We start from the raw sequence: 22,786 nt of genomic DNA on the forward strand, positions 1-22,786 counted from the left end.
CGATCAAGGGAGAAAGATGGAGGAATTATGAAACACTGTCGGGATTCGTCTGAATGACGGCGCGGCTTTGCGAGGCGTTACGCAACAATTAGCGGCGAAAATAGCGAACGCGTAATAGTGCGATAGAGTGCGGACAAGGCAAAAGGAGGTAAGCCAGAGATTTCAGCCGGACGCTGAAACGGGAAAGCCCCTCCCGAGGAAGGGGCCCAAAATAAGGAAAGGGTTATGATGAAGCACGTCATCATACTGGTTATACTCTTAGTGATTAGCTTACCGGCTTACTAAGACACCAGGGGGAGGGAAAAACCCTCCCTAACCCTCACTCCTGAAAATAATCCACAGTGACGATGATGTCAATACGCGCACTTTTCAGCCTGCGAGCCACTTAGCGGAAAACCACTTCCGCCCAGCGCGCCAGACCTGCGGTAACCGAGCCGAAATCATCGCCCCCGGCAATCGGGATCCCCGGCAGCTGTTCGGCAAGTGCTTTTTTGATAAGCGGCGAGCGCGCGCTGCCGCCGGTCAAATAAATGACATCCGGTTTTTCCTGAGCATTATCCAGTGCCAGCTGCACCTGCTCCAGAATGCGTGTCAGTGGTTGATTGAGCGCCGTCTCCAGCCCCTGCTGGCTGATTGCGGTAGCTAGTTCATCGCTGATAAACGGCAGTGCCGCCGTGACGTTTGCCTGAGCGGAAAGCGCAATTTTACTTTCTTCGGCGCTGCGAACCAGGCGATAGCTCAGACGCTCGCGCCAGACTTTGAGCAACAGAGCGACTTTGTCTGCTTCACGCGCGTCGCGGATCAGATCGTTTAACAAGCGTCTGTTGGCGGTACTGTAAAAATCACTTTGCGCAGGGACGTCGTTAATGGCGACGGCGTTCCACCACGGCAGAATAGGTAATGCGATCCCTTTTTCGGTTTCGCCCCCCATGCCGAGCAGCGGCATCAGGTGTTTAAAGGCCAGCGCGATATCCAGATCGTTACCGCCTACGCGACATCCACTGTGACCTAACAGGCTGTTTTCGCGATCGGCTCGCTTGTGCCACTGCGGTCCCATCAGCAGCAATGAGCAGTCGGTGGTGCCGCCGCCGATGTCCACCACCAGTACGCGTTTTTCGTCCTGAAGAGTTGCTTCGTAATCCAGACCTGCTGCTACCGGTTCGTACTGGAAGACCACGTCCTGAAAACCAGCGCGTTTTGCCGCGCGCTCAAGAATACCCTGCGCCTGGACGTTGGCGTCGTCGCCGCCTAACCCCTGGAAGTTTATCGGGCGGCCAATGACGGCCTGGGTAATGGCTTCGGGGAGCTGATTCTGCGCCTGGTTGCGGATGTGTAGCATCATCGCGCAGACTAAATCCTCAAACAACGCAACCTGCTGTGGTTTAAGCCCGCTGGCACCCAGAAACGATTTAGGGGATTTAACGAAGTAGACCTCTTCAGGGTCGTCAATATATTGACCCAGAGATGCCAGACCAAACTGCACGCTGTTGGCGTTAACATCGATGTCTTCTTCGCGGTTATAGCGCATCGCGCGGCGTAGCAGCGCCTGCGTTTCCTCATCCGTTGTGGGGACGTCGTGATGGCGATACAGCCATTCGCTGACCGCTTCACGTGTAGGAGCGCAAAGCATCGAGGGCAGCAGCGTGCTGTCATTTTCCATTTTGAGCAATTGAGGCTGCCCATCACGCATGACGGCCACTGAACAGTTCGCCGTACCGTAGTCAAAACCAATAAACACGTAAAAACTCCCCAGGGCAGTGAAGAAGGGGCGAGACTTTAGCGAAATGTTGTCGCCCCGACAACTGGAATATGAAAGCAAGGCGCATCGTCGGGATAACGTTTATGCTGTAGGCTGGCAAAAAAAGGAAGCGTACATGTTTATTCTGAGCTGGCAATCGCCCTACGACTGGCCCTGGATGCTGGGGTTTCTGGCTGCTCGTGCCGTTGATGGCGTGGAAACCGTAGGCACATTGCATTATGCAAGAAGTCTGGCGATTGGCGAGTATCGCGGGGTGGTGAGCGTCGTCCCGGACCTGGAGGCCAACGTGCTGCAGGTGACGTTAAGTCCCGGGCTGCAACCCGTTGCCTACGAGTGTCTGGCAAAAATTGAACGGTTGTTCGATCTGAACTGCTGCCCGCAACACATCGTCAGCGCGTTGGGGAGTCTGGGTGCGGCGCGTCCTGGACTGCGGCTACCGGGCTCGGTTGATGCGTTTGAACAGGGTGTTCGCGCGATTTTGGGTCAGCTGGTCAGCGTGTCGATGGCAGCGAAACTGACGGCGAAAGTGGCGCATCTGTATGGCGATACGCTTGCCGACGCGCCAGAGTATGTCTGCTTTCCCACTCCAGAGGCGCTGGCAGCCGCACAACCGCTGCATCTGAAAGCGCTAGGCATGCCGCTCAAACGTGCTGAAGCACTGATTCACCTGGCCCGGGCGATGCTGGATGGCACGCTTGAGTCCGTTGCCCCGCCTGATATCGAGCAGGGGGTGAAGCAACTACAAACGTTTCCGGGAATTGGGCGCTGGACGGCCAACTACTTTGCGCTGCGCGGGTGGCAGGCGAAGGACATTTTTCTTCCGGATGATTACCTGATTAAACAGCGTTTTCCGGGCATGACGCCGGCACAAATCCGGCGCTACGCAGAACGCTGGAAGCCCTGGCGATCCTACGCACTGCTGCATATCTGGTATACGGAAGGCTGGCAACCGTCAGTTGATGGCAAAATTGCTGGTGTTGACTAGCAGATCCAGCGGTTGAGCGTCGGCAATGATATCGCCATAAATCATATCGATACCGATGCCGGACAGGGCATCCATAATCAGTGGGATTTGTACCGGACCGGCGATAGTTTTGATATCCAGACGTTGTGCGTGGCCCTGAATAATTGATACCCACATTTCGTCCGTCAGATTGCCGTGCGCGCTGGCGCTCAGTTCGCTGTCGAGTAACAGATAATCGGCTACGTGATACTTGAGATTTTCAAACACCTCTAAATCACGACCTACGTGGCTTAAAATGATGCGACAACCCGCCTGACGTAGCCGGTGGATTGCGGAAACGGCCTGGGTGGAATGGGTTTTCATCACTTCTGCCGGCACGCTCAGATGCAATAACCGTGGCGGTAGTGGGCTACTTTCCACCCATTCCAGCAGTTCATCAACCAGCACGGGATTGAGTAACCCGGCGGCGGAAAGAGGCAGGGCAATACTGAGACCTTTACCGGCAACTGCAGACGCTGAATGCTGGAAAAATTCATTCAATACCCGACGGTCCAGGGCATGATTAAGTGCGGGATCGACCAGACCGGCACGGAAAGCCTGTTCCTCAATGACTTCCCCTTCGCTGCTCCATAAGCGTAGAGAGAGAAGCCAGAAGCTAAACGTCTCAGGAATGCGCGGAGACGCGACGCCGCGGGCGACCATCAGCATCGGGTTGTGGGTAATGACCTTGCGCTGTTCATCCGGTGACAGCAGTCCACGCGCGGCATGTGTCTGACTCTGCTGTGGTTCATAGACGCATACCCGCCCACGGCCGCTGTTTTTAGCCGCATAGCAGGCGATATCCGCCTGGGACATCACCTCGGTGGCGACATGGTTTTTGTCATCAATCAGCGTGATCCCGGCGCTGGCACCAATACGGTGTAAGCGGCCTTCCCACGTAAAGTGGTAATCATTGATGGCGCTAATGATGCGACCAGAGATAAAGCGGGCGCTTTCGATATTACAATCCGGCAGCAACAGTCCGAACTCATCGCCGCCAAGACGCGCCAGCACATCGCTGGAACGCAGCATGCTGAGCATCAGTGAAGACAGCTCGCGCAGCAAGGCATCGCCTGCGGCATGACCGGCGCTATCGTTGACGGCTTTAAAACGATCCAAATCGATAAAGACCAGCGCATGACGTTGATGTGAATTGTGTACCGCATGCAGCAATTGTTTCAGATGGTTCTCGAAGCTGACCCTGTTGGCCAGATGCGTGAGGTCGTCATGCGATGCGCTGTAGCTGAGTTGACGCAACATTTTGCGCGACTCGGTGACATCCTGAATGACCAGCACTGAGCCGATACTCCCGCCGTCGAGGGTGCTGAGCGGCGTGATGCTGTACTGAATATCGTAACTGGCACCGTTACGACAATGCAGGACCACCTCTTGCTCTATGGCTGTACGCGACATGTCGGCGCTGTAGATATTTTCCATCAGTGGGCCGCTATCGCCGAAGGTAATACGCAGTACTGTCAGCAGCGGGATCCCCAACGCGCTCTCCTGCGACCAACCGCTCATTTTTTCGGCCACCGGATTCATAAAGGTGACGTTCAGCTCGACATCAATACAAATCACCGCTTCGCCGATAGAGTCCAGCGTAATATGCAAACGCTCTTTTTCCTGATACAGCGCCTCGTTCAGTTGCTTCACCTCGGTCATGTCCAGGTTGATGCCGAGCAAACGTTCAACTTCGCCGTCTTTATTCAGTACCCGGTTAGCCAGCGAGCGGATATGCCGAATGCCGTCTTTGACCGCAATGCGGAATTCGAGTTTGAAAGGAATGCGCGCCGCCAGGGAATCGCGAATCACGCTCTCGGCATGTTCGCGATCTTCAGGCACCACGCAGTCATACCAGACCTGCCAACTGGGTTTGATGTGCGCAGGGACCTCATAGAGATCAAACATGCGTTTATCCCAACTGATCACATCAGGCTGCAGCTCCCATTCCCAGATGCCAATGCCGCCGGCTTCATTCGCCAGCGTGATGCGCTCCATCAACCGCTTATTGATCCACTCCGTGTGTTTCAGGTCGTTAATGTCCTCAACCTGGGCAATAAAGTAGAGCGGGGTGTTATCGCTATGACGGACCAGTGAAACGGCCAGCAGTGCCCACACGACTTCACCTGCGCGGGTGTAATAGCGTTTTTCCATCGAGTAGCTATTGATTTCGCCGCGTGCCAGCATTTGTAGCTGCTCAAGGTCATTGTTCAGATCTTCCGGCCAGGTCAACTGCTGGAAGGTCAGCGAGCGCAGCTCTTCCTGGCTGTAGCCCAGAAACTGACACAAGGCTTTGTTGGCCTGTAGCCATTGTCCTTCGGTGCCCACCAGCGCCATACCGATGGCGGAGTATTCCATGGCGTTGCGAAAACGCGTTTCGCTTTCTGAGATGTGTTTACGTTCGGCTCGAAAGGCGTACATCACCATGGTCATCATGTTGGCCGGTAACAGAATCATCAAAAACGGCAGCCACGGCATGCTGGACATAACGAACGTTTTCGAGGTGGAGAGCAGTGAAGGGTTCGCGGCCAGCATCAGCGAGACCATCATCACGGTGCTGAGGAAAATCAGAAACGCTTCCATACGCGGCAGACGCACGGCGCTCCACATCAGCAGAACAATCACGCAGGTAAACGGCCATGGAATGTACATCATCGACAACCAACTGAATGTTAACGTCACCAGCAGGGTGATCAGCGTCTCAAGCAATAAACGGGGATTGCGGTGGCGTAGCAGATAATGCGGCTTAAACAGCAAACCTAACGGCACCAGCGCGAGTGCGCCGATGGATTCTGAAAGCACCCAAATGAGAAACGTATTTAACGAGGTTTCACCCGGAAGCAGCAGCCACATCAAAAAACCGCCCAACAGCGGAGGGACCACGGCGCTGCCGAACGCCAGACGCGCCCAGTCATTCAGATTTTGTAAGGGATTGTACCAGGGCAACAGCTTGCGCAATAACATGGCGCCCGCAATGGCCTCGATAATATTGATGGCGGTGTAGGTGAAATTTAGCGTTGCGGTCGGGAAGAACAACAACGACGCGCCGATACTGCCAAATGAGCACGCCAGCGCGATCCCCGGCCACATCCTTCCTGCATGACGGTAAAAGGCCACCATCATGATCGACGTCGGGAACCACAGCGGCGCCAGCTGCGTACCGTAGCGCGACAGTTCCAGCGAGAATAAGGTAAAGATAAACGCCACCAGACCTAAACTGGCCAGGCGCAGTAGAGGATGCGGTAAGGTAACTAAAACATGTTGGGATTGTTTACTCATTACCGCTTTACCCGAATAGCCGATGTCGCCGTAGCGAAGATGCCGGACGCATCATGTTTAATCTGTGATTATGCTAGTACAAACATTTTACAATTTATACGCCAGCTGCTCATAAAATAACACTCTCAAGCTATTAATTCCTAAGGCGGGTGAATAAATATTGCGCCTGCTTTAAAACTGACCATTTTAATTTGCGACAGGGACAGCATTGGTGCAGCCTGGGCTGGCATCGCGCCGCTGAAATCCCTATAATTGCCGCGTTTGGCGTTTCGACGCCCCCTTCCTAACATCCAGGTTAATCAGGTCGCTAAATTTATGACTGATCAGTCTCATCAGTGCGTCATTATCGGCATTGCCGGCGCATCGGCTTCCGGCAAGAGTCTTATTGCCAGTACTCTCTATCGCGAATTGCGTGAACAAGTGGGTGACGAACATATTGGCGTTATTCCCGAAGACAGTTATTACAAAGATCAAAGCCATCTGTCGATGGAAGAACGTGTAAAAACCAACTATGACCATCCGAACGCGATGGATCACAGTCTGCTGTTCCAGCATTTGCAAACGCTGAAACGCGGTTCGGCGATTGAATTGCCCGTCTATAGCTATGTTGAACACACGCGTACGCAAGAGACCATTCATATCGAACCCAAGAAAGTGATTATCCTGGAAGGCATTTTGCTGCTGACCGATGCACGTTTACGTGATGAGATGAACTTTTCTATTTTTGTTGATACTCCGCTCGACATTTGCCTGATGCGCCGTATCAAGCGGGACGTCAACGAGCGAGGTCGCTCTATGGATTCGGTGATGGCGCAATACCAGAAAACCGTGCGTCCAATGTTCCTGCAATTTATTGAACCCTCAAAACAATACGCTGATATCATCGTGCCGCGCGGGGGTAAAAACCGCATTGCCATCGATATTCTGAAGGCGAAAATCAGTCAGTTCTTTGAATAAGTTCAGCGAATTGTGTACCGTTCAGTGATAACCTGGTTCACCCTTAACGCGCCTGGCGTTAAGGGATTGAAGCACGAAAGGAGAAAGTGCCATGCGTTTATGTGACCGAGATATTGAAGCCTGGCTGGATGCAGGTCGTCTGTCGATCGAACCCCGTCCTCCTGTCGAGCGTATTAATGGCGCAACGGTAGATGTGCGTCTTGGCAATAAATTTCGTACGTTCCGCGGTCATACGGCGGCGTATATCGATTTGAGCGGGCCGAAGGCTGAAGTCAGCGCTGCGCTCGATCGCGTGATGAGTGATGAAATCGTCCTCGACGAAGGCGAAGCGTTTTTCCTGCATCCCGGTGAGTTAGCCCTGGCCGTGACCTTTGAATCCGTGACGCTTCCGGCAGACCTGGTTGGCTGGTTAGACGGACGTTCATCGCTGGCGCGTTTGGGTCTGATGGTTCACGTGACCGCGCACCGTATCGATCCGGGCTGGTCAGGCTGCATTGTGCTGGAATTTTACAACTCCGGGAAATTACCGCTGGCCCTGCGTCCGGGCATGCCGATTGGTGCGCTGAGCTTTGAACCGCTTTCCGGTCCGGCTGCGCGTCCTTACAATCGTCGTCAGGATGCGAAGTATCGCGACCAGCAGGGCGCAGTAGCCAGCAGGATTGATAAAGACTGATAAGTTTTCAGTCCTTTGGGGATAGCATGAGACGATTTCTGACGACGCTGATGATTCTTCTGGTCGTGCTGGTGGCCGGTTTTTCTGCGTTAGTAATGTTGGTGAATCCAAATGATTTTCGCGCGTACATGGTGAAGCAGGTTGCTGCACGTAGCGGATATCAATTGCAACTGGACGGCCCGCTGCGTTGGCACGTATGGCCCCAGCTTAGCATCCTCTCCGGACGCATGGTGTTAACGGCTGAAGGGGCCAGCGAACCGCTGGTTCGAGCCGACAATATGCGCCTGGACGTCGCGTTATGGCCGTTGTTGAGCCACCAGCTTAGCGTTAAGCAAGTGATGCTCAAAGGGGCCGTCATTCAACTGACGCCACAGACCGAAGCGGTGCGTGGCGAAGACGCGCCGATTGCCCCGAAAGACAATATGTTGCCCGATGTCGCTGAAGACAGAGGATGGTCATTTGACATCGCTCGCCTGCGCGTTGCCGACAGCGTGCTGGTATTCCAGCATGAAGACGATGAACAGGTAACGGTTCGCGATATTCACCTGGAAATGGAACAGGACGCTCAGCACCGCGGCACGTTTGACTTCTCTGGCCGCGTAAACCGCGATCAGCGCGATCTTGCCCTGGCCTTTAACGGTACCGTTGATGCTTCTGATTACCCGCATAACTTAGCGGGCAGTATCGAAAAATTCAGCTGGCAGCTGCAGGGCGCTGATTTGCCGCCGCAGGGGATCCAGGGGCAGGGTAAGCTTCAGGTTCAGTGGCAGGAAGAGAATAAACAGCTCGCGTTTAGCCACATCAATTTGACAGCCAACGACAGTTCACTGGCCGGGCAAGCCCGTGTCTCGCTATCTGATAAACCGGACTGGTCCGTCGATCTGCGTTTTGGTCTGCTCAATCTGGACAACCTGCTTGTGCAGCGCGACGCTACGGCGGCGGCAAACGGTGGGGCACAACAGGGTCAAAGCCAATCGACGCTCGCGCGGCCGGTGATTGCGTCCCAGGTCGATGCCGTCTCGTATCAGGGACTCAAGGGGTTTTCTGCTGACATCGCGTTACAGGCAGACAAAGTTCTCTGGCGGAAAATGGCCTTTGATAACGTCTCAGCAAAGATGGCGAATCAGTCTGGCTTGTTGAACATAACCGAGTTACAGGGAACAAATAATGGTGGGCTGATTTCGCTGCCCGGCAAGCTGGACGCCAGAAAGACACAGCCAATTGCAGTCTTTCACCCGCGTCTGGAAAATGTCGAAATCGGTACCATCCTGAAGGCCTTTAACTATCCGATTGCCCTCACCGGCAAGCTGTCGCTGGCGGGCGATTTTTCCGGTTCCGATATTGACGCTCAGGCGTTCCGCCACAGCTGGCAAGGGCAGGCTCACGTTGATATGAGCGACACGCGAATGGAAGGAATGAACTTCCAGCAGCTGGTGCAGCAGGCCGTTGAGCGCAGCGGCGGCGACGTGAAATATCAGCAGAATCTGGATAACGTGACCCGACTGGATCGTTTTGTCACCGATCTGGCGCTGGATAACGGCAAGGTTACATTGGATGATATGCAAGGGCAGTCCGCAATGTTGGCGCTTTCAGGTCAAGGTATGCTGGATCTGGTTAAGCAGACATGCGACACGCAGTTTAACGTACGCGTACTGGGCGGCTGGAATGGGGAAAGCAAGCTGATTGATTTCCTGAAAGCTACGCCGGTTCCGCTGCGCATCTATGGCCCGTGGCAGGCGTTGAACTACAACCTGCAAGTGGACCAGTTGCTGCGTAAGCATCTGCAGGATGAAGCAAAACGTCGGCTGAACGACTGGGCCGATCGCAACAAAGAGTCCCGCAGCGGCAAAGATGTTAAAAAACTGCTGGATAAACTCTGACAGAGAATGTCGGATGGCGGCGCGTAAGCGTCCCATCCGACACGTCACCTACACTTCGTAATCCATCTCTTCATCATTATTGTGCAGCGGTATCAACTGGACCTTTTGCACCCGGTGGTTTTCCACCTGTAACGTTTTCAGCCGATAGTCTCCCACCTGCACTTCTTCCCCGGTTTTTGGGATGCGCTGCAAATATTCCATCAACAGCCCGGCAATGGTGTGATATTCCCGTTTCTCATCGAGGGGAATTGGGATGTACTGCACCAGATCTTCCAACGGCATATGCCCGTTAGCCGTCCATGATCCGTCGGCATTTTTCTGAATGTCGTGGCGGGCGTCGATCTCTTCCACTTCATTAGGCAGGTTACCGGCGATGGTCTCCATCACGTCGCTCAGCGTCACAATTCCTTCTACAGAACCAAACTCATCCGCCACAAATGCGAAGTGGGTGCGGGCGTTACGAAACTGCTCCAGCGCCGGCAGCAGCGGCAAGGTCTCCGGGAACACCAGCGGCTGGCGGATCAAGGCGCGCAGGTTGAGCGGTTCGCCGTGCAGCGACTGTTGCAGCAGGTCGATAACGTGCACCACACCGAGCAGTTCTTCTTGTTCGTCTTCCCCGGTGACCACCAGACGCGTGTGCTGATTTTTCTCCAGCAGGGCGCGGACCTCGGCTTCGGGCGCGTTAAGATCGATGTGCTCAATATCATGGCGCGAGGTCATAATGCTGCTGACGGTCCGTTGATTGAGATTCAGCACGCGCTCAATCATCCGTCGTTCCTGCGGAGCAAAAATCTGACCTTCATGGTGGTCTGCCAGCATAGCGGCGGTTTGTGCATCCAGTTCAGCGTCTTCTTTTTGTCCGCTCAGCAGGCGCATCACCGCTTCGGCGGTGCGCTGGCGCAGGGTTTGATTGGCTGACAGAAAACGGCGGCGGTTAAAGATAGCCAGCTGATTTAATGCCTCAATCATGACCGAGAAGCCGATAGCCGCATACAGGTAGCCTTTTGGAATACGGAAGCCAAACCCTTCAGCGACCAGGCTGAAACCGATCATCAGCAGGAAGCTAAGACACAGAATAACGATGGTAGGGTGGCTGTTGACAAAGCGGGTCAACGACTTGCTGGCCAGCACCATCAGGCTAATCGCAATAATGACGGCTGCCATCATCACGGCCAGGTGATCGACCATCCCCACGGCGGTGATCACCGAGTCGAGAGAGAAGATGGCATCCAGCACGACAATTTGTGCGACCACGCCCCAGAACTTCGCCCCTTTACGCTGGGTGGGGTTATCGCTGTCTTTCCCTTCCAGCCGCTCATTGAGTTCCATTGTGGCTTTGAACAGCAGGAAGAAGCCCCCGAAGAGCATGATCAGGTCTCGCGCGCTAAAGCTCAGATCCCGAATACTAAACAACGGTGTCGTGAGCGTCACCAGCCAGGAGATTGAGGCCAGCAGCAGCAGGCGCATCACCATCGCCAGCAGGAGCCCGGTAATACGTGCCTTGTCCCGCTGGGCAGGAGGCAATTTCTCCGCGAGGATGGCAATAAAAACAAGATTATCAATGCCAAGAACGAGTTCGATCACGATTAGCGTGACGAGTCCGGCCCAGATTGACGGATCGGCAATCCATTCCATAGTAAAAGCTATACCCATAGTTGTATGACAATTGTCACAATTCGATCATGGATAAAGCCAGCGAAAAATGCAATGCCGGGAACGGATTTCTCTGCCATTTATATCAGGTAGGCAGTCGGGAAAATAGCCTTAATGTTACTGCAGGAAATAACTTTTTAACGCTGACTATATTTAGGAAATATCGCACGTGGAATATTTAAATATTATCACTGTCAATATCAATAAAATCCTAAAAACATTCTGTTTTCACTCTTAATATTAATCTTAAAAGCAACTGGCAGAGGTGTTGTTATCTTGCCTGCTATTCTTTTAACTGCAACAATTCTTTCCGTATTCTAAAAATAGACATATTTCGTCCTCACACTGCGTTGCATTTCCTGATGTGCGCAATTCTGGATGTGATGAAAATACAGGAGAAAGTGAAAATTTAAATTAATCAGTGCATTGGTAGCTAACTAAGCCAGGGGCGGTAGCGTACCTGGACGCCTGATGACCCGCCTGAATTATTCAGTCAATAGACCGCGGATGAATTCAATATTTTAGGATTGATGCCAGTTAATTTTCTTTTCAATTAACGGCAAGGTAAAGGTGAACAGGCGAAATTGCTATTTAGAAAGCACGTGATAATTACTCTGTCAAAGTGATAAATAATCAATGATGAAATCCAAACTTAAATTGATACCTGTCCTGGTGTCGGTAATCTTGATAAACGGTTGTACCGTACTACCGGGCAGTAATATGTCGACGATGGGTAAAGACGTGATTAAACAGCAGGACGCTGATTTCGATCTCGACCGCATGGTGAATGTTTATCCACTGACGCCCCGACTGGTAGAACAGTTACGCCCGCGACCAAACGTCGCCCAGCCCAATATGTCGCTGGACCAGGAGATCTCTGGCTACCAGTATCGCGTCGGCCCGGGTGATGTATTGAATGTGACCGTCTGGGACCACCCGGAATTGACCACGCCTGCGGGGCAGTACCGCAGCTCCAGCGATGCCGGCAACTGGGTTCAACCCGATGGCACCATGTTTTATCCCTACATTGGCAAAGTCAATGTGTCCGGGAAAACGTTGGCAGAAATCCGCAGTGATATTACCGGGCGCTTAGCGAAGTACATTGCTGACCCGCAGGTGGACGTTAATATCGCCGCTTTCCGCTCGCAAAAGGCTTATGTCTCCGGGCAGGTGAACAAATCCGGTCAGCAGGCCATTACCAACGTGCCGTTAACCATTCTCGACGCCATTAATGCCGCAGGCGGCCTGACCGAGGCGGCGGACTGGCGCAACGTCGTGCTAACCCATAACGGGCGGGAGCAGCGTATCTCTCTACAGGCGCTGATGCAAAACGGCGACCTTAGCCAGAACCGGCTGCTCTATCCTGGCGACATCCTGTTTGTTCCACGTAACGACGATCTGAAGGTCTTCGTGATGGGCGAAGTGAAGAAGCAGAGCACCCTGAAAATGGACTTCAGCGGTATGACGCTGACCGAAGCGCTGGGCAATGCGGAAGGTATCGACCTGACCACCTCCAATGCCAGCGGTATCTTCGTCATTCGACCATTGAAAGGCGAGGGCGGGCGCAACGGCAAGATTGCCAACATTTACCAGCTTGATATGTCCGATGCCACCTCTCTGGTGATGGCGACGGAATTCCGCCTCCAGCCTTACGACGTGGTGTATGTCACTACCGCACCGGTCGCCCGCTGGAACCGTTTGATCAATCAGTTGCTGCCGACCATTAGCGGTGTTCGTTACATGACGGATACGGCCAGCGACCTTCACAACTGGTAATCGACATGTTTAACAAAATCTTAGTTGTCTGCGTGGGGAATATTTGCCGTTCCCCTACGGCAGAGCGCCTGTTAAGGCAATTTCACCCGGCGCTGACGGTCGCGTCTGCAGGCCTGGGAGCGCTGGTGGGCAAAGGGGCAGATCCGTGCGCCATCAGCGCGGCGCAGGCACATAATCTGTCGCTGGAGAATCATTGTGCACGGCAAATCTCGGGAACAATGTGCCGGGATTACGACCTGATCCTGACCATGGAGAAGCGCCACATTAGCGCGCTGTGTGATATGGCACCGGAGATGCGCGGCAAGGTGATGCTTTTCGGCCACTGGGACAGTGAGCGCGAAATACCCGACCCGTATCGTAAAAGCCAGGACGCGTTTGACGCGGTGTACACCTTACTTGAACGGTCTGCCCGCCAATGGGCCCAGGCACTGAACGCGGAGCAGGGAAAACAATGACAGAAAAAGTAAAACAGTCTGCTGCGCAGGTAACGGGCAATGATGAAATTGATATTGGGCGTCTGGTCGGGACGGTGCTGGAAGCGCGCTGGTGGGTGCTGGGTATTACCGCGGCCTTTGCGCTGTGTGCGGTTATCTACACGCTGTTTGCCACGCCTATCTACAGCGCCGATGCGCTGGTGCAGATTGAGCAAAACACCGGCAATTCGCTGGTGCAGGATATTGGCTCGGCGTTGTCGAATAAACCTCCTGCCTCGGAAGCCGAAATTCAGCTGATTAAGTCGCGACTGGTGCTGGGGAAAACGGTGGACGATCTGGATCTGGATATCGCCGTCACCAAAGAGACGTTTCCACTGTTTGGCGCGGGATGGGAGCGGTTGATGGGTCGCCAGAACGAAACGGTTAACGTGACAACGTTCACCCTGCCAAAGGCGATGAGAGATCAAACATTCACTCTTAACGTGCTGAATGATAAAAGCTATCAGCTGGTCAGCGACGGCGGTTTTAGCGCTCAGGGTCAGGTTGGACAGACGTTAAACCACGGCGGCGTTACCCTGCAGGTGAATGCCATTCATGCCAGCGCGGGCAGCGTTTTTACCGTCAGCAAATTCTCCACGCTCGGCATGATCAACGCGCTGCAAAACAACCTCAGCGTGACGGAAACCGGCAAAGACACCGGCGTACTGAGCCTGACGTTTACCGGCGAAGATCGCGAGCAGATCCGCCAGACTCTCGACAGCATCACCCGTAACTACCTTGAACAAAACGTAGTGCGCAAATCTGAAGAAGCGGCTAAAAGCCTGGCATTTCTGGCCAGACAGTTGCCGGAGGTGCGTAACCGTCTGGACGTTGCTGAAAACAAACTCAACGCCTTTCGTCAGGATAAAGACTCCGTAGATTTACCGCTGGAAGCCAAAGCGGTGCTGGATTCGATGGTCAACATCGACGCCCAGTTGAATGAACTAACGTTCAAAGAGGCGGAAATCTCCAAGCTGTTCACCAAAGCGCATCCGGCCTACCGTACGCTGCTGGAAAAACGCCAGGCGCTGGAAGATGAAAAAGGCAAACTGAGCGGTCGGGTGACGGCGATGCCGAAAACGCAGCAGGAAATTGTCCGTTTGACCCGCGATGTGGAGTCCGGTCAGCAGGTCTATATGCAACTGTTGAACAAACAGCAGGAGCTGAAGATCACCGAAGCCAGTACGGTAGGGGATGTGCGTATTGTTGATCCGGCCATTGCCCAGCCCGGCGTGCTGAAGCCAAAGACTGCGCTGATTATTCTCGGCAGTATTATTCTTGGTTTGATGCTGTCGGTGGTTGGTGTGCTGCTGCGCTCGCTGTTCAATCGCGGTATCGAAAGCCCGCAGGCGCTGGAAGAACACGGGATCAATGTGTATGCCAGTATTCCGCTTTCGGAATGGCAAAAAGCACGCGATAACGTCCAGACCATTAAAGGTATCAAGCGCTACAAGCAAAGCCAGCTGCTCGCGGTGGGGAACCCGACCGATCTGGCGATAGAAGCGGTACGCAGCCTGCGCACCAGCCTGCACTTCGCCATGATGCAGGCGCGCAACAATGTGTTGATGCTAACCGGCGTCAGCCCGTCGATTGGTAAAACCTTTGTTTGCGCCAACCTGGCGGCGGTCATCAGTCAGACCCACAAACGCGTGCTGCTGATCGACTGCGATATGCGCAAAGGCTACACGCACGAGCTATTGGGCACCAATAACATCAATGGTCTGTCCGATATCCTCGCCGGTAAGGGCGATATGACCGCCTGCGCCAAACCGACATCTGTCCCTAATTTCGATCTGGTCCCGCGCGGTCAGGTGCCACCCAATCCCTCTGAACTGCTGATGAGCGAACGCTTTGGCGAGCTGATTGCCTGGGCCAGCGCGCACTACGACCTGGTGCTGATTGATACCCCGCCAATTCTGGCGGTAACCGATGCGGCTATTGTCGGCCGTCATGTTGGCACCACGCTGATGGTCGCGCGTTATGCGGTCAACACCCTGAAAGAAGTGGAAACCAGCCTGAGCCGCTTTGAGCAAAACGGTATTCAGGTTAAGGGCGTGATCCTCAACTCCATCTTCCGACGCGCGAGCGGGTATCAGGATTACGGCTATTACGAATACGCGTACACGTCGGACTCGAAATAGATAACTAACTGGGAATGAACATGACTACAGACAACCCGCTCATTTCAATTTATATGCCGACCTGGAACCGTCAGCAGTTGGCGATCCGGGCGATTAAATCGGTGCTGCGTCAGGACTATCCGCATTGGGAGATGATCATCGTGGATGACTGTTCTTCCGAGTACGAGCAGCTCCAGCAGTATGTCGATGCGCTGAACGATCCGCGCGTGACTTATATCCATAATGCGACCAACGCTGGCGCCTGCGCGGTGCGTAATCAGGCCATTATGCAGGCCAGTGGGCAATACATTACCGGTATTGATGACGATGACGAGTGGACGCCGAACCGCCTGAGCATCTTCCTCAGGGATCGCCATCAACTGGTGACGCGGGCGTTTTTGTATGCCAATGATTATATCTGCGAAGGCGAGGTCTATTCACAGCCTGCCAGCTTGCCGCTGTATCCCAAGTCGGTGTATTCGCGGCGCAAGTTCTATAAACGCAATATTATTGGTAATCAGGTGTTTACCTGGGCCTGGCGGTTCAAAGCCTGCCTGTTTGATACCACGCTGAAAGCGGCGCAGGATTACGATATTTTTCTGCGCATGGTGGTGGCCTATGGCGAGCCATGGAAGGTCAATGAAGCCACGCAGATCCTGCATGTGAATCACGGTGAGATGCGCATCACCTCATCGCCGAAAAAATTCTCCGGTTACTTCCAGTTTTACCGCAAGCACAAAGGCAAATTTGACCGCGCCAGCAAAAAATATCAGCTGTTCACGCTGTACCAGATCCGTAACAAACGGATGAACTGGCGCACGCTGTTGACCTTGCTGTCGCTGCGTAACGGTAAGCGACTGGCCGACGGCCTGCGGGGGCGCTAAGTATGCTGGAAGATTTACGCGCTAACGGCTGGAGCCTGCGCCCGTGCTGCATGGTGATAGCTTATCGGGTTGCCCATTTTTGCTCCGTCTGGCGCAAAAAAAACGTGCTGAACAATCTGTGGGCGGCACCCGCACTGGTGGTGTATCGCCTGATTACCGAATGTATTTTTGGCTATGAAATCCAGGCGGCTGCGACCATTGGCCGCCGCTTCACCATCCACCATGGTTATGGTGTGGTGATCAACAAACGCGTGGTGGCCGGGGATGATTTTACCCTGCGCCATGGCGTGACTATCGGCAACCTCGGCGCAAACGATCTGGCCTGCCCGACGATCGGCAACGGCGTTGAGCTGGGCGCGAATGTCATCTTGCTTGGCGACGTTGTGATTGGTCATAACGTGACAATTGGCGCCGGCAGCGTCGTTGTCGACAGCGTGCCTGACAATACGCTGGTGGTGGGCGAGAAAGCGCGAGTAAAGGACGTAAAATGAATATCCTGCAATTTAATGTCCGACTGGCAGAAGGCGGTGCGGCAGGAGTGGCGCTGGATTTGCACCTGCGGGCGCTGGAGCAAGGGCTGTCGTCGCGCTTTATCTATGGCTACGGTAAAGGCGGTAAGAAAAGCGTCAGCCACAATCACTATCCGCAGGTGTTCAAGCATACGCCACGTCTGACGTCGGCGATGAACATTGCGCTGTTTCGCCTCGCGAACCGCGATTTGTTCGGCAACCTCGACAATCTGTATCGCACCGTTACTCATACCACTGGCCCGCTGGTGCTGCATTTTCACGTGCTGCACAGCTACTGGCTGAATCTGGAAGAGGTGGTGGCGTTTTGCCAAAAGGTGCAGGCGCATAAACCGGATATTACCTTCGTCTGGACGCTGCACGATCACTGGAGCGTCACCGGGCGCTGTGCGTTTACGGACGGCTGCGAAGGCTGGAAAACTGGCTGCCAGCAATGCCCGACGCTGAGCAATTATCCCCCGGTAAAGGTCGATAAAGCACATCAACAACTGCCCGGCAAGCGCCAGATGTTTCGCGCTATGCTGGCGCTGGGCTGTCAGTTTATTTCTCCCAGCCAGCACGTGGCCGACGCGTTTAACAGCCAGTACGGTGCGGGACGCTGCGCCATTATCAACAACGGGATAGATGTCGCGACCGAAGCTATTCTCAGCGATTTGCCGCTCAACGATGCCCCTCGCAGCAGGCCGAAAATCGCCATCGTGGCCCACGATCTGCGCTATGACGGGAAAACCAGCCAACAACTGGTGAGGCAGATGATGGCGCTGGGCGAGAGGATAGAGCTGCATACCTTCGGTAAATTCTCGCCGTTTAGCGGCGCGAACGTGGTTAATCACGGATTTGAAACCGACAAGCGTACGCTCATGAATGCGCTTAATCAGATGGATGGGCTGGTCTTCAGCTCGCGGGTGGATAACTACCCGCTGATTTTATGCGAAGCGCTTTCTATTGGCGTGCCGGTGATCGCCACGCACAGCGAGGCAGCGCAGGAAGTGCTGGCAAAATCAGGGGGACAAACCTTCAGTGAAGAGGATGTCCTGCAACTGGTGCAGCGGAATAAAACGGAGATCGCGCAGGCGGTATTTGGCACGTCGCTTGCAACATTTCGCCAGCGTAGCCGAAGCGCCTACAGCGGCCAACAGATGCTGGAGGAGTATGTCTCGTTCTATCAGACTCTGTAGCTACCTGATGCTACCGCTGCTTTATCTGTTGGTTAACGTCAAACTGGCGCAACTGGGGGAAAGTTTTCCGGTCACTATCGTCACTTTTTTGCCGCTCCTGCTGTTGTTGTTCGTTGAACGTATTAACATCAAAAAGCTGCTGATTGCGCTGGGGATTGGCGGCGGTCTGACCGCCTTTAACTACCTGTTTGGTCAGTCGCTGGACGCCAGCAAGTATGTGACTTCCACCATGCTGTTTGTCTATACGGTGATCATCATTGGCATGGTCTGGAGTATTCGCTTCAAAACCGTCTCCCCGCATAACTATCGTAAGATTTTGCGTTTTTTCTGGCTGGTGGTGGGACTGGTGGTCGCGCTTGCTGCGGTTGAGATGGCGCAGATTATTCTCACCGGCGGCAGCAGTTTAATGGAAGCAATTTCGAAATATCTTATTTACAGTAACAGTTATGTTCTGAACTTTATTAAGTTTGGCGGCAAGCGTACCACTGCACTTTATTTCGAACCTGCGTTCTTTGCTCTGGCGTTAATCTCAATTTGGCTCAGCATCAAACAGTTTGGTATCAAAACACCTAAGGCCGATGCTATGATTCTGTTCGGGGTAATATTATCAGGGTCGTTTTCAGGGGTGATGACGTTTATTTTATTTTATCTGCTGGAGTGGGCATTTCAGTATCTGAATAAAGAGGCGATAAAAAAGAAATTGCCGTTGGCGATAATCTCACTCAGCGTGTTTATGGTTGGCGTGGTGTTTGCCTTTCCCTATATTGCAACACGGCTTGGCGATTTAGGTACGGAAGGGTCGTCATCGTATTACCGTATCGTTGGGCCGCTGGTAATGGTCGGCTATTCATTACTCAATATTGATGGTGTAGTCAGATTCGGCTCGCTTTATGAATATGTGGCGTCATTCGGAATTTTTAACGGTGCAGACGTCGGTAAAACAATAGACAATGGTTTGTATCTGCTGGTTATTTATTTTTCATGGTTCGCCGTAGTATTAGCGCTATGGTACATGGGGAAAGTTCTGAAAATGATGCTGAATGCGTTTGGCGATAATCAGAATTATCAGGTGCAGCTTTATCTTTTTACACCGATGTCGCTGTTCTTTACCGGCTCGGTATTTAGTCCGGAATATGCGTTTTTAATTGTTTGTCCGTTTATTTTGCGCAAGGCGCTGAATATCGCGAGGTAATTCATATGCTGCTCACTATTATCACCGTCGCCTTTCGTAATCTGGAAGGGATCGTCAAAACCCACGCGTCGTTAGCACATCTGGCGCAGGCGGGCGACATCAGCTTTGAATGGATTGTCGTTGATGGCGGTTCCGCCGACGGCACGCAGGAATTTCTGGAAAACCTTAACGGTGAACATAGGTTACGGTTTGTCAGCGAGCCGGATAACGGCATCTATGATGCGATGAACAAAGGTATTGCGATGGCGCGCGGGCGGTTTGCGCTGTTTCTGAACTCCGGGGATATTCTGCATGCGAATGCCGCGCATTTTATTCGTCAACTCAAAACGCAAAGCGATAAGGTGATGGTGACTGGCGATGCGCTGCTGGATTTTGGCGCTGGTCATAAAATTAAGCGCCGCGCCAAGCCCGGTTGGTATATTTATCACAGTCTGCCGGCCAGTCATCAGGCGATATTTTTTCCGCTCAGTGGACTTCATGCCTTTCACTATGACCTGCAATACAAAGTGTCATCCGATTATGCGCTGGCGGCCAAATTATATAAATCCGGTTATGCCTTTAAAAAGTTAAGCGGGCTGGTCTCTGAGTTTTCTATGGGCGGCGTATCGACGACAAATAATCTGCAGCTATGTCGGGATGCCAAAAAAGTCCAGCGACAAATATTACATATGCCGGGTTTTTGGGTCGGTTTGTCAGAATATTTACGCCTGCGCACCACCGGCAAAACAAAAACCTTATATGGCAAAACGTAAAGGCGAAATATGCAGGATTTAAACGGCTTCACGCTGCCAAAAGGCTTTCGCGGTGGTGGTGCGATTAAAGTGCAATTATGGTGGGCGGTACAGGCAACATTATTTCGTTTATCGCCGCAGGTGATGTATCGCTGGCGTGCGTTTTTATTACGAATGTTTGGCGCGAAAATAGGAAAAAACGTAGTCATTCGACCTTCAGTAAAAATTACCTATCCGTGGAAGTTAACCCTGGGAGATTACGCCTGGGTCGGTGATGACGCGGTGTTATATACGCTGGGTAATATTACGATTGGTGCGAATGCGGTTATTTCGCAGAAAAGTTATTTATGCACCGGGAGTCATGATTATGCCAGCCCGCATTTTGATATTAACGCCACGCCTATTGTGATTGGCGAGAAATGCTGGCTGGCGACAGATGTTTTTGTCGCACCCGGCGTGACGATTGGCGCTGGCACCGTCGTCGGGGCGCGAAGCAGCGTATTTAAATCGCTGCCCGCTAATGCCGTTTGTCGGGGAAATCCCGCAGTCGTGACGCGCGAACGCGTTGAGAAAGTTACTCCCTGAGGGGATCATTTAAGAGGTGAAAACATGTCAAAAGTCGCTCTCATTACTGGCGTAACCGGGCAGGATGGTTCTTACCTGGCAGAACTTCTGCTGGAAAAAGGTTATGAAGTTCATGGGATTAAACGTCGTGCGTCGTCGTTTAACACCGAGCGTGTGGACCATATCTATCAGGATCCGCACTCGGGTAATCCAAAATTCCATCTGCACTATGGCGATCTGACGGATACCTCCAACCTGACCCGTATTTTACAGGAAGTTCAGCCGGATGAAGTCTACAACCTCGGGGCAATGAGCCACGTGGCAGTGTCGTTTGAGTCACCGGAATATACCGCGGATGTCGATGCGATCGGCACGCTGCGCCTGCTGGAGGCGATTCGCTTCCTCGGTCTGGAAAAGAAAACGCGTTTTTATCAGGCCTCCACGTCTGAACTGTACGGCCTGGTGCAGGAAACGCCGCAGAAAGAAACCACCCCGTTTTACCCGCGTTCGCCGTATGCCGTCGCCAAACTGTACGCCTACTGGATAACCGTCAATTACCGTGAATCTTACGGTATGTTCGCCTGTAACGGCATTCTGTTTAACCATGAATCCCCGCGTCGGGGCGAAACGTTCGTGACCCGCAAGATCACCCGTGCAATTGCCAATATAGCGCAAGGGCTGGAGTCGTGCCTGTATCTCGGCAACATGGACTCTCTGCGTGACTGGGGTCATGCGAAAGATTACGTGCGGATGCAGTGGATGATGCTGCAGCAGGACCAGCCGGAAGACTTTGTCATTGCCACCGGTGTGCAGTACTCCGTTCGCCAGTTTGTGGAGATGGCGGCCGCACAGTTGGGTATTAAATTGCGCTTTGAAGGTCACGGCGTTGAGGAGAAAGGCATTGTCGTTTCGGTAACCGGACACGATGCGCCGGGCGTGAAGCCGGGCGATGTGATGATTGCGGTCGATCCGCGCTATTTCCGCCCGGCAGAAGTAGAAACGCTGCTCGGCGACCCGGCAAAGGCGCACGACAAACTGGGCTGGAAGCCGGAAATCACTCTGCGTCAGATGATCGCCGAAATGGTTGCTACTGACCTGGAAGCGGCGAAGAAACATTCCCTGCTGAAATCTCACGGTTATGAGGTCGCCATCGCGCTGGAGTACTAAGGATGCTGAAACAACGTATTTTTGTGGCGGGCCATCGCGGGATGGTGGGGTCTGCCATCGTCAGACAGCTGGCCCTGCGCGATAACGTGGAACTGGTGCTGCGTACTCGCGATGAACTCAATCTGCTGGACGCACGCGCGGTGCAGCAGTTTTTTGCCACTGAGCATATCGACCAGGTGTATCTGGCGGCGGCTAAAGTGGGTGGGATTGTGGCGAACAATACCTATCCCGCTGATTTCATTTACGAAAACATGATGATTGAGAGCAACATCATTCACGCGGCGCACAGCCATAACGTGAATAAGCTGTTGTTCCTCGGTTCATCCTGTATTTACCCGAAGATGGCCAACCAGCCGATGCGCGAAAGCGAACTGTTGCAGGGAACGCTTGAGGCCACTAACGAGCCCTACGCGATTGCCAAAATCGCCGGGATCAAGTTGTGCGAGTCGTATAACCGCCAGTATGGCCGCGATTACCGCTCGGTGATGCCAACCAATCTTTACGGGCCGCAGGACAACTTTCATCCGAATAACTCGCACGTGATCCCGGCGTTGCTGCGCCGCTTTCATGAAGCCTGCGAGCAAAATGCACCGGACGTGGTGGTGTGGGGGAGCGGAACGCCGATGCGCGAGTTTCTGCACGTGGATGACATGGCAGCCGCCAGTATCCACGTGATGGAACTGGACCGCGAAGTCTGGCAGGAACACACCCAGCCGATGTTATCGCACATCAACGTGGGAACCGGCGTGGACTGCACCATTCGCGAACTGGCGCAGACGGTTGCGAAGGTAGTGGGCTACAAAGGCCGCGTGGTGTTTGACGCCAGCAAACCCGACGGCACGCCGCGTAAATTGCTGGACGTCACGCGCCTGCACCAGTTGGGCTGGTATCACGAAGTGTCGCTGGAGGTTGGGCTTGCCAGCACGTATCAGTGGTTTCTTGAAAATCAGCAGCGCTACCGGGGGTAAGC

At 53.4% G+C, this 22,786-nt stretch carries 19 protein-coding genes; 16 read left to right on the forward strand and 3 right to left on the reverse strand.

The genetic code is table 11. The features are described from left to right. The first annotated feature begins 225 nt into the window (after positions 1-225). On the forward strand, positions 226-285 hold the full coding sequence (locus JQ822_RS13845; protein WP_136345439.1) for a type I toxin-antitoxin system Ibs family toxin: 60 nt from the start codon (positions 226-228) through the stop codon (positions 283-285). A gap of 100 nt (positions 286-385) precedes the next feature. On the opposite strand, the gene yegD is transcribed toward JQ822_RS13845, so the two are convergent. Beyond that, entirely contained in the window at positions 386-1,738 is a 1,353-nt protein-coding gene (gene yegD, locus JQ822_RS13850; RefSeq protein WP_213133939.1) for a molecular chaperone, read from the reverse strand. 136 nt (positions 1,739-1,874) lie between these two features. Here yegD and alkA point away from each other — a divergent pair, with 136 nt between their 5' ends. Beyond that, positions 1,875-2,744, forward strand: coding sequence for a DNA-3-methyladenine glycosylase 2 (alkA, locus tag JQ822_RS13855; protein WP_213133940.1), 870 nt, complete (start codon positions 1,875-1,877; stop codon positions 2,742-2,744). Here the strand turns inward: alkA and JQ822_RS13860 are convergent. Further along, positions 2,712-6,041 (reverse strand): diguanylate cyclase, encoded by a 3,330-nt coding sequence (locus JQ822_RS13860; RefSeq protein WP_213133941.1) that lies wholly within the window; start codon positions 6,039-6,041, stop codon positions 2,712-2,714. The two genes, alkA and JQ822_RS13860, sit on opposite strands and share 33 nt — an antisense overlap. A 315-nt stretch (positions 6,042-6,356) precedes the next feature. Here JQ822_RS13860 and udk point away from each other — a divergent pair, with 315 nt between their 5' ends. The 3 genes from udk to asmA all read left to right on the forward strand — a co-directional run bounded on the left by udk (position 6,357) and on the right by asmA (position 9,551). After that, positions 6,357-6,998 carry a uridine kinase gene (gene udk / locus JQ822_RS13865; protein ID WP_005128328.1) on the forward strand — a complete coding sequence of 214 codons (642 nt, stop codon included), beginning with the start codon at positions 6,357-6,359 and terminating at the stop codon, positions 6,996-6,998. Positions 6,999-7,089: 91 nt separating this feature from the next. After that, positions 7,090-7,671, forward strand: coding sequence for a dCTP deaminase (dcd, locus tag JQ822_RS13870; RefSeq protein ID WP_213133942.1), 582 nt, complete (start codon positions 7,090-7,092; stop codon positions 7,669-7,671). 26 nt (positions 7,672-7,697) lie between these two features. Then, positions 7,698-9,551 (forward strand): outer membrane assembly protein AsmA, encoded by a 1,854-nt coding sequence (gene asmA / locus JQ822_RS13875; RefSeq protein WP_213133943.1) that lies wholly within the window; start codon positions 7,698-7,700, stop codon positions 9,549-9,551. A 48-nt stretch (positions 9,552-9,599) separates the two neighbouring features. Here asmA and JQ822_RS13880 read toward each other — a convergent pair whose 3' ends face one another. Continuing rightward, on the reverse strand, positions 9,600-11,186 hold the full coding sequence (locus JQ822_RS13880) for a TerC family protein (RefSeq protein WP_213133944.1): 1,587 nt from the start codon (positions 11,184-11,186) through the stop codon (positions 9,600-9,602). Positions 11,187-11,840: 654 nt separating this feature from the next. Here JQ822_RS13880 and JQ822_RS13885 point away from each other — a divergent pair. From JQ822_RS13885 to fcl, 11 genes are read left to right on the forward strand one after another with little or no spacing between them, the layout of a single operon-like run. After that, complete coding sequence (locus JQ822_RS13885; RefSeq protein ID WP_213133945.1) at positions 11,841-12,980, forward strand: polysaccharide export protein; 1,140 nt, start codon at positions 11,841-11,843, stop codon at positions 12,978-12,980. Positions 12,981-12,985: 5 nt separating this feature from the next. Next, positions 12,986-13,435 carry a low molecular weight protein-tyrosine-phosphatase Wzb gene (gene wzb, locus JQ822_RS13890; protein ID WP_213133946.1) on the forward strand — a complete coding sequence of 150 codons (450 nt, stop codon included), beginning with the start codon at positions 12,986-12,988 and terminating at the stop codon, positions 13,433-13,435. Next, on the forward strand, positions 13,432-15,594 hold the full coding sequence (gene wzc, locus JQ822_RS13895) for a tyrosine-protein kinase Wzc (RefSeq protein WP_213133947.1): 2,163 nt from the start codon (positions 13,432-13,434) through the stop codon (positions 15,592-15,594). The genes wzb and wzc overlap by 4 nt, the downstream gene beginning before the upstream one ends. A gap of 20 nt (positions 15,595-15,614) precedes the next feature. Beyond that, complete coding sequence (gene wcaA, locus JQ822_RS13900; RefSeq protein ID WP_213133948.1) at positions 15,615-16,457, forward strand: colanic acid biosynthesis glycosyltransferase WcaA; 843 nt, start codon at positions 15,615-15,617, stop codon at positions 16,455-16,457. 2 nt (positions 16,458-16,459) lie between these two features. After that, positions 16,460-16,948 (forward strand): colanic acid biosynthesis acetyltransferase WcaB, encoded by a 489-nt coding sequence (gene wcaB, locus JQ822_RS13905; protein ID WP_213133949.1) that lies wholly within the window; start codon positions 16,460-16,462, stop codon positions 16,946-16,948. Further along, on the forward strand, positions 16,945-18,162 hold the full coding sequence (gene wcaC, locus JQ822_RS13910; RefSeq protein ID WP_213133950.1) for a colanic acid biosynthesis glycosyltransferase WcaC: 1,218 nt from the start codon (positions 16,945-16,947) through the stop codon (positions 18,160-18,162). Before wcaB ends, wcaC begins: the two co-directional genes overlap by 4 nt. After that, on the forward strand, positions 18,137-19,354 hold the full coding sequence (gene wcaD / locus JQ822_RS13915; protein ID WP_213133951.1) for a colanic acid polymerase WcaD: 1,218 nt from the start codon (positions 18,137-18,139) through the stop codon (positions 19,352-19,354). The genes wcaC and wcaD overlap by 26 nt, the downstream gene beginning before the upstream one ends. A gap of 5 nt (positions 19,355-19,359) precedes the next feature. Then, positions 19,360-20,106: a colanic acid biosynthesis glycosyltransferase WcaE gene (wcaE, locus tag JQ822_RS13920; protein ID WP_213133952.1), complete on the forward strand. Its 747-nt coding sequence runs from the start codon at positions 19,360-19,362 to the stop codon at positions 20,104-20,106. A gap of 9 nt (positions 20,107-20,115) precedes the next feature. Continuing rightward, complete coding sequence (gene wcaF, locus JQ822_RS13925) at positions 20,116-20,670, forward strand: colanic acid biosynthesis acetyltransferase WcaF (protein WP_213133953.1); 555 nt, start codon at positions 20,116-20,118, stop codon at positions 20,668-20,670. A gap of 24 nt (positions 20,671-20,694) precedes the next feature. After that, a complete protein-coding gene (gene gmd, locus JQ822_RS13930; RefSeq protein ID WP_213133954.1) occupies positions 20,695-21,816 on the forward strand; it encodes a GDP-mannose 4,6-dehydratase in 1,122 nt (373 codons plus the stop codon). Between the two features lie 2 nt (positions 21,817-21,818). Next, positions 21,819-22,784, forward strand: coding sequence for a GDP-L-fucose synthase (fcl, locus tag JQ822_RS13935; protein WP_213133955.1), 966 nt, complete (start codon positions 21,819-21,821; stop codon positions 22,782-22,784). Positions 22,785-22,786 lie beyond the last annotated feature (2 nt).

The organism is Citrobacter sp. FP75 (assembly GCF_018342065.1).
In the GTDB taxonomy this organism is placed as follows: Bacteria; Pseudomonadota; Gammaproteobacteria; order Enterobacterales; family Enterobacteriaceae; genus Citrobacter.